Source organism: Acinetobacter sp. YH12219 (assembly GCF_013417875.1).
GTDB lineage: Bacteria > Pseudomonadota > Gammaproteobacteria > Pseudomonadales > Moraxellaceae > Acinetobacter > Acinetobacter amyesii.
Map to the genome: position 1 here is coordinate 80,306 of NZ_VPDC01000007.1, position 7,639 is coordinate 87,944.

Here is a 7,639-nt window from a genome sequence, read left to right on the forward strand (position 1 = left end):
CCGATTATTCCGCAGATGCTTCGGTGGGTTGAATACCTTGTAGCGGCTGAAAATCATCAAAACGTGTGGTGTAATCTACAGGCTTGGTAATGATTAGCTGCTGACAGAGTTCACCACGTTCAAGATATTTAATTTCAAAATGCGTGCGTGCTGAAGTCTCTGCAATGCGTTCTTTGACAAAAGGCAGCTTCCAAACATCAATTAACTGCTGCTGCGCTTCCTCAATATATTCAGGAATATTACTGGCCAAAGTAATCTGACCACCCGGCTGCAAACGCGACAATAGAAATTCAAAAAATGGCATATTTAACCAGCGCTGTGCAGGATTATGCGGTTCAGGGTTTGGATACAAAATAAAGAATTGCTGTACTTGCGCAGGATGTAAGGCATGTACTACCCAAGGTAATGCATCAGCATGAATTGGAGTTAAATTGCTTTGCCCTTCAAGTTGATGCTGCTTTTGCATTGCCACAAATTTTTCACGTGTCCGCTCAACAGCAATCAATTGAAATTCAGGGTGATTGGCTGAAAATAAGAATGCGTGTTTACCTTTACCAGCCCCAATTTCCACACAAATCGGTGTGGAATCAATCGGCTGAAAATCACGGGGAGCTCGCATACGCTGCGCTTGAAATTGACGAATAGGCATAAACAGATCAAACTAAACAGAACGGCATAAGTCTAACAACTGCGACTGTATTTGCCTAATTGAATCATCCGTTTTTGCTGGAGTTAAGCATGCCCACCACCATGAATTGTCCACGCTGCGGCGCATTGACGACTTGGGAAAATAATGAATATCGCCCGTTTTGCTCAGATCGTTGTAAATTGATTGATCTTGGTGCATGGGCCAATGACGAATATCGCCTGCCAACCCAAGATGCGCCTCAAGCTGATGGTGGCCGTGAAGAAGATCAATTCTAAGGAATCAAGTGCATAAACCTGTTATTTAGGTAAATAAAAAAAGGAATCCTTATGGATCCCTTTTTTTAATTGGCTTTCTCAATCTTGTTGCTTAACCCGCTTTACTAGCAACGAAAGGGTTATGTTGTTTTTCATAACCAATGGTACTCATTGGACCATGCCCTGAAATAAACTGCGTGTCATCTGGCAAGCTAAAACATTCACGCTGAATAGAGTCGAGTAATTGTTGATGGTTACCACGTGGAAAATCTGTCCGGCCTATCGAGCCTTTAAATAACACATCACCCGTCCAAAGCACGGCATATTTTGCGTTATAGAACATGACATGACCCGGTGTATGCCCCGGTGCAAAACGAACTTCAAACTCTTCAGCACCCAGCTTCAAGGTTTCGCCGCCTTCCAACCATTGGGTCACATGGACATTTTCAGGGATCGGGAAACCGTATTTCGCAGAAACCTCCTGAATCATGTCCAACCAAAACGCATCTTCTTTATGCGGGCCAATCACTGGAACATTCCAAGCTTGGGTTAATGCCCCAACCGCACCTGCATGGTCTAAATGGCCATGCGTTAACCACAAGGCTTTGACCGTTAAACCGAGCGCTTCAACTTCGGCTTTTAATTTTTCAGGCTCTCCCCCTGCATCAATCAATACCGCTTCTTTCGACTCAGAGTCCCAAACAATGGAACAGTTTTGTTGAAATGCCGTAACGGGCACGATTTTAACTTGCAACATAGGGCGAAAACCTCAAGGCGATGAATGGGCTAATGTTTGCTTTAAGGCATCAAGATTAGCTTGAAGTAATAAATTGAGCAATGCGACATGATCATCCCGCGCGTTTAATGCAGGAATATAACCATATTCACCACCGCCTGCAGCTTGGAAAATTTCAGCATTTTGCAGCGCCAACTCTTCTAGCGTTTCCAAACAATCCGCTGAAAATGCAGGGCTCATAACCTGTACCGATTTCACGCCTTGTTTGCCCCATGCGTCCAAAGTGGCATCAGTATAAGGTTTCACCCATTCTTGCTTACCAAAGCGCGATTGGAAACTGATTTCATATTGATCTTCAGTTAAACCAAGCGCTTGCGCGACTAAATGTCCTGTTACACGGCAACGGTCAGCATAGGGATCACCCTTGTCTGCATAAGGCTGTGGAATGCCATGAAAAGACATCAATAACTTATCCGCGACCCCATGCTCCGCTTGATAATCACGCACACTTTGCGCTAAAGCTTGAATAAATAGCGGGTGCTGATAGTAATCACGAATAATACTCAAGCCCGGCAAATTGCGTTGCTGCGGAATCCATTGTGCGATCGCATCATATAGCGGTGCAGTCGATGTTGCTGAATATTGTGGAAATAGCGGAAACAGGACGATGTGGTCTTGTGGCTGCTGCGCCAATTGATCTAAAGCTGCATGAATGCCTGGGTTGCCATAGGTCATGGCAGGAATCACCTTCAGTTCAAACTCTGGATACGCTTGAGTTAAATGTGCTTTTACAGCGTCAACTTGCGCCAACAATATTTCACGCATAGGCGAATCATTGCCCCAAACCATTTCATAGGCATGCGCCACACGCTTTGGTCGAAATGGCAAAATGAACAAACGCAAAATCAATTGCCAAATCGGTTTTGGAATTTCAATGACCCGCTGATCCGACAAAAACTGTTGCAGAAAACGACGCACTGCGGGCACAGTTGGCGCATCAGGCGTACCTAGATTCGCGAGAATAATGGTGACTTTAGCTTTTTCGGCAGGCAACATTACGCTTTTTCCATCAATTTGAATGACGCTAATGTAACAGCTTTTTATCCATTTAATAAAATAGATTAATATGCAGATTTAAATTGAAAAACTCGATCATTATCAAGCAAATTACTTTCTAACAATTTTTGACCTTTACTGGTCACTTGCCACAACATCCGCTGACGATCATCTCGGCCATTGGGTACAATCCAGTCATTCTGCCGCATCTGGCTTTTAATGCTGTGTAAAGCACGAATATTCACTTGTGCCCGCGCAACCGCATGAGCACGTGGCATCTCAATACGTGCATCATCCAGACCTGTTTCATTCAAAAACTCATTCATACGTTTAGAGAAGAATTCTTCAGGGGTTGGATTAACAAAGGTTGCGCCTAAAATCGACAAGAGCTGCGCCCACGTCATTTTCTTCTGTACTTTTAATTCTTTGAAATTACCATCTTGATAAGCGTGCATGCGGTATTCAAATGAAAATAGTTCATGCATCGACACTTTTGGTAAAGATAAGAATGGATCAACTTCGCGTTTTCCAGACTCTGTTTCGAGTTGAACTAACTGGGCTTTTAAACGATCAATTTCATCATGTAAAGCTTGAGTATTCTGTGGACGCACCCAACCTGTAACAGGATAGCGTTCTAGCATTTGTGGCATGTTCAATCGAACTGCCATTTCTAAATCACGCAAACTACGATAGGTAAAAACTTGATCAACTTCATTTTGTAATAGTTTTCTAAATTCTTTAAATTTTTCACGGAGTTCAGGTTTAGCATCATGTAACGCATCATCACGTGAATTTGGATCATCATGCATAAACACAATGACAGGTTTTTGCTTGGTCACCGCATAGATGTATTCAAGGTGCATATAGCCCACACCAGACACAGACTGCTCACCGTATTGACTGCCCAATAAAATCATCACATAGTCACAATCGTCAATTTGACGACGTGCAAAAGCAGTGCTCAATGGTGTGCGTTGTTCTAGCCCCCATGAGAAAAACCCCATTCCCACAAGCGTCTGAGCCAAAATAATCCGTTCTGGCTGCATTTCGCTACCAGATGTGGAAATGAATACTTGATAACGCTTATCGAGCATTAGTGATCCTCTCCCGCTGCATAACGCACTCAGCATCGAATTGATCTTAGCTGGAAAATGCGACATGACTACCCCAATAAAAAACTAATTTTTTCATTCAACGTTGTCCAAAATGACTGATTTAGTCTTCTGAACTTATAAGTCCGATGTTGGCAATGTTCCAAGAAATATCATCTTGAATCAGGCGCGCCACAACAGGTTTTAAATTTTCCGCATTATTGCCACTGACATAGCACTCTATACGCAAACAATTTTCTCTTTTCTGATCAAATAATAACTCATTTTTAATCAAAATTCGGGCTGTTTGTCGTGCAACTGCAAAACCTGAGTCAATTAATGTCAGCTTCTGACCAAAAATATACTGAATTGCCGATTTTAGGAAGGGGTAATGTGTACATCCAAGCACTAAATAATCTGCACCGGCATCTACAACTGGCTGTAATATCTCGGTTAATGTCTGCAGGCAAGGCTCAGTCATTTGCGCACCTGCTTCAACAAAGGGCACCAATTCCAGACTGGTCACTGACAAAACTTGCACCCCTGCAGGTTCAGCAAAACGATGCATCACATCTTTAATCAACTTTCCACGAAATGTCGCAGGGGTTGCAAGAACAGCCACTGTTTTACTTTTTGTTTGCAGAACGGCAGGCTTTAACGCAGGAACTAAACCAATAATGGGGAAGTTCTCCCCATAATGTTCACGCAAATAATCCAAACTAAAAGCAGATGCCGTGTTACATGCCACGACAGCGACTTTACAGCCTTGGCGGTATAACCACTCTATGGCATGTGCAGTCAACTCACGTATATTTTGATCATCACGTGGCCCATAGGGTACATGTGCAGTATCGGCATAATACACAATACGTTCATTCGGCAAATAGCGCGCAATTTCCAAGGCCACAGATAAGCCACCAATCCCCGAATCAAATAAACCGATCGGTGCATCTGCGCCAGCTTTCGGCATGGGTACATCCAGTGGGTAAATGGGGTGAATGGCGGTCATAGGGTCACTTATATATTGTTCAGAATGACAAGGTGGAAAGCTTAAACCTCAGGTGCCTAATTGCAAGCGCAAATCACCACTTTGTAACACTAAAATGGATTCACCTTTTTCATTTTCAAGCAGTTCACCCATCTCAACCAAATGAAAGAATGCGGCACGCTGGATCAGTGCATTAATTCCAAAACGTACATGCACATAAGGACGTAGTTCACCCTGATATTCACGCATAAAAATCGGATGTTCATCATCCACAACAATCACGTCTTGTGTTGTGGTCGTAAACTGGATATAGCGCTTGTTTTCTAGCTCAAGCGTATCGACTTGATTAACAAATAAAGGCTCATCTTCCACCTGTATTTCAATTTGTTCCACAGGGGTTTTTAAATAGAATTTCCCATCTTCTTTCCAAAGCACGGTTGAGAACAGATCAATGAGTGCTTGCCGCTTGATCAATTGACCATCGTGCCACCATTCTCCATTGGCTAAAACCTTCAAATCCATTGCACCACAATGCTTTGGATGCCATTGATCTAATGGGGGGATTGACCTTTTGTGACCGGACTGTCCATCTTTTAAGTATTGTGCAATGTTCATTAAATTTCTATCATCCCTATTAATGAATTTTTTCGTCGGGTTTTCGTTCAATTGCTGCTTCATCCGCCTAATAAATACCTTAGTGACGGAAAAATAATATGATTCAGCCAATTGGCTAGAACTCGGTTTAAAACTATACTAGCCCACAATATCAAAGACACGATAGAAAAATTGTGTCTGGGCATTAAGAACACTCATGGCAGCACCATTTAAATGAATTGAATGGATGCCACCTTCCGAAATATGAGGAGTCCTACATGGAACACATCGAACGTGAATCGATGGAGTTTGACGTAGTTATCGTCGGTGCAGGTCCTGCCGGCCTATCTGCTGCGATTAAAATTCGTCAACTTGCAATTGAAAATAACCTAAACGATCTGTCCGTTTGTGTCGTGGAAAAGGGCTCCGAAGTGGGTGCGCATATTCTATCGGGTGCTGTGCTAGAACCTCGCGCGATGAATGAATTGTTCCCAGATTGGAAAGAACAAGGCGCACCGTTAAATGTGCCTGTGACTGAAGATAAAACCTATTTCTTATTGTCTGATGAAAAATCACAAGAAGCACCGCATTGGATGGTGCCAAAAACCATGCATAACGATGGCAACTATGTTATTTCGTTAGGTAACGTGGTTCGCTGGTTAGGTGCTAAAGCTGAAGAATTAGAAGTGTCTATTTTCCCAGGCTTTGCAGCATCTGAAATCCTTTACCATGAAGATGGTACTGTGAAAGGTATTCAGACTGGTGACATGGGCATTGGTAAAGATGGCGAACCAACGCATAACTTTACTCCTGGCTATGAACTTCATGCCAAATACACATTATTTGCTGAAGGCTGTCGTGGTCACTTAGGTAAACGTCTGATTGCTCAGTTCAACTTAGATAAAGATGCTGATCCGCAACATTACGGTATTGGTATTAAAGAACTTTGGGAAATCGATCCTGCTAAGCACAAACCAGGTTTGGTGATGCACGGTGCAGGTTGGCCTTTAAGTGAAACAGGTTCTTCAGGCGGTTGGTGGTTATACCACGCTGAGAACAACCAAGTGACTTTGGGCATGATCGTTGACTTATCATATACCAATCCACACATGTATCCATTTATGGAAATGCAGCGTTGGAAAACACATCCACTGATCAAGCAATATCTTGAGGGTGGTAAGCGTATTTCTTATGGCGCACGTGCGGTTGTAAAAGGTGGCTTCAACTCACTACCTAAATTCACTTTCCCTGGTGGTAGCTTAATTGGTGATGACGCAGGTTTCCTAAACTTTGCGAAAATCAAAGGCTCTCATACAGCAATGAAATCAGGCATGCTGTGCGGTGAAGCTGTATTTGAAGCGATTGCTGCTGGTGTGGAAAAAGGTGGTGACCTTGCCATTGCACGTGTGACTGAAGGTGAAGATTTCTTCGCTAAGGAGTTAACTGCGTACACAGACAAGTTCAATAACAGTTGGTTGAAAGAAGAGTTATATAACTCTCGTAACTTCGGCCCTGCTATGCATAAGTTTGGTCAATGGATGGGTGGTGCGTTCAACTTTGTTGATCAAAACATCTTTAAAGTGCCGTTCACGCTGCATGACTTACAGCCAGACTTCAGCGCTTTAAAAACTGTCGATGCTGCGAACTTCAAACCGAATTATCCAAAACCAGATGGTAAAATTACATTTGACCGTTTGTCTTCAGTATTCGTATCGAATACCGTTCACGAAGAGAACCAACCTGCTCACTTGAAATTGACAGATGCTTCTATTCCTGTAAATGTGAACTTACCAAAATGGGATGAGCCTGCTCAGCGCTACTGCCCTGCCGGTGTTTATGAAATTATGGAAGAGAATGACGGTTCTAAGCGTTTCCAAATTAACGCGGCAAACTGTGTGCACTGTAAGACGTGTGACATCAAAGATCCTTCTCAAAACATTACTTGGGTAACACCTGAGGGTGGCGGTGGTCCTAATTACCCAAACATGTAATTAGTACCCGAACTTGTAACCTCTTTTGAGATAAAAATAAACCCGCTTAGTGCGGGTTTATTTTTTAATAGACAATCACATTCTTTAAATAAATATTATTACAAAAAAACTAATTCCTATAAAAAATTAATTTCATAATTATTTTATTTTAAATAGGGTGTGTTGACATTTACAGCCGATAAATTGAGCTAAAGAGGCAACCATATAAATATACAAGCTAAAGCAACAGCGCTTTGATAGTTACGTTTTAGCTTATCGTATCTTGTGGCAATTCCTCTAA

General features: G+C 42.5%; 8 protein-coding genes and 1 pseudogene. 2 read left to right on the forward strand and 7 right to left on the reverse strand.

The genetic code is table 11. The features are described from left to right. Positions 1 to 4: 4 nt before the first annotated feature. The gene (locus FTV04_RS06075) at positions 5 to 655 is read right to left on the reverse strand and encodes an SAM-dependent methyltransferase (RefSeq protein WP_180089044.1); all 651 of its coding nucleotides are present in this window, start codon (positions 653 to 655) and stop codon (positions 5 to 7) included. 83 nt (positions 656 to 738) lie between these two features. Between FTV04_RS06075 and FTV04_RS06080 the strand changes: the two genes are divergently transcribed. Continuing rightward, positions 739 to 924 carry a DNA gyrase inhibitor YacG gene (locus tag FTV04_RS06080; protein WP_078189771.1) on the forward strand — a complete coding sequence of 62 codons (186 nt, stop codon included), beginning with the start codon at positions 739 to 741 and terminating at the stop codon, positions 922 to 924. Positions 925 to 1,015: 91 nt separating this feature from the next. On the opposite strand, the gene FTV04_RS06085 is transcribed toward FTV04_RS06080, so the two are convergent. The 5 genes from FTV04_RS06085 to FTV04_RS06105 all read right to left on the reverse strand — a co-directional run bounded on the left by FTV04_RS06085 (position 1,016) and on the right by FTV04_RS06105 (position 5,452). Beyond that, positions 1,016 to 1,660: an MBL fold metallo-hydrolase gene (locus tag FTV04_RS06085; protein WP_180089036.1), complete on the reverse strand. Its 645-nt coding sequence runs from the start codon at positions 1,658 to 1,660 to the stop codon at positions 1,016 to 1,018. Between the two features lie 12 nt (positions 1,661 to 1,672). Then, complete coding sequence (gene hemH / locus FTV04_RS06090; RefSeq protein WP_180089037.1) at positions 1,673 to 2,695, reverse strand: ferrochelatase; 1,023 nt, start codon at positions 2,693 to 2,695, stop codon at positions 1,673 to 1,675. 65 nt (positions 2,696 to 2,760) lie between these two features. Further along, positions 2,761 to 3,789, reverse strand: coding sequence for a DUF4062 domain-containing protein (locus FTV04_RS06095; protein WP_180089038.1), 1,029 nt, complete (start codon positions 3,787 to 3,789; stop codon positions 2,761 to 2,763). Positions 3,790 to 3,910: 121 nt separating this feature from the next. Beyond that, the gene (murI, locus tag FTV04_RS06100) at positions 3,911 to 4,795 is read right to left on the reverse strand and encodes a glutamate racemase (RefSeq protein WP_180089039.1); all 885 of its coding nucleotides are present in this window, start codon (positions 4,793 to 4,795) and stop codon (positions 3,911 to 3,913) included. Between the two features lie 48 nt (positions 4,796 to 4,843). Next, the gene (locus FTV04_RS06105; RefSeq protein ID WP_078192804.1) at positions 4,844 to 5,452 is read right to left on the reverse strand and encodes a DUF1285 domain-containing protein; all 609 of its coding nucleotides are present in this window, start codon (positions 5,450 to 5,452) and stop codon (positions 4,844 to 4,846) included. A gap of 194 nt (positions 5,453 to 5,646) precedes the next feature. On the opposite strand from FTV04_RS06105, the gene FTV04_RS06110 reads away from it, so the two are divergent. Continuing rightward, positions 5,647 to 7,359 (forward strand): electron transfer flavoprotein-ubiquinone oxidoreductase, encoded by a 1,713-nt coding sequence (locus FTV04_RS06110; RefSeq protein WP_180089040.1) that lies wholly within the window; start codon positions 5,647 to 5,649, stop codon positions 7,357 to 7,359. Between the two features lie 188 nt (positions 7,360 to 7,547). Here the strand turns inward: FTV04_RS06110 and FTV04_RS06115 are convergent. Then, positions 7,548 to 7,639 (reverse strand): annotated as a pseudogene (locus FTV04_RS06115) (IS5/IS1182 family transposase); the annotation flags it as partial.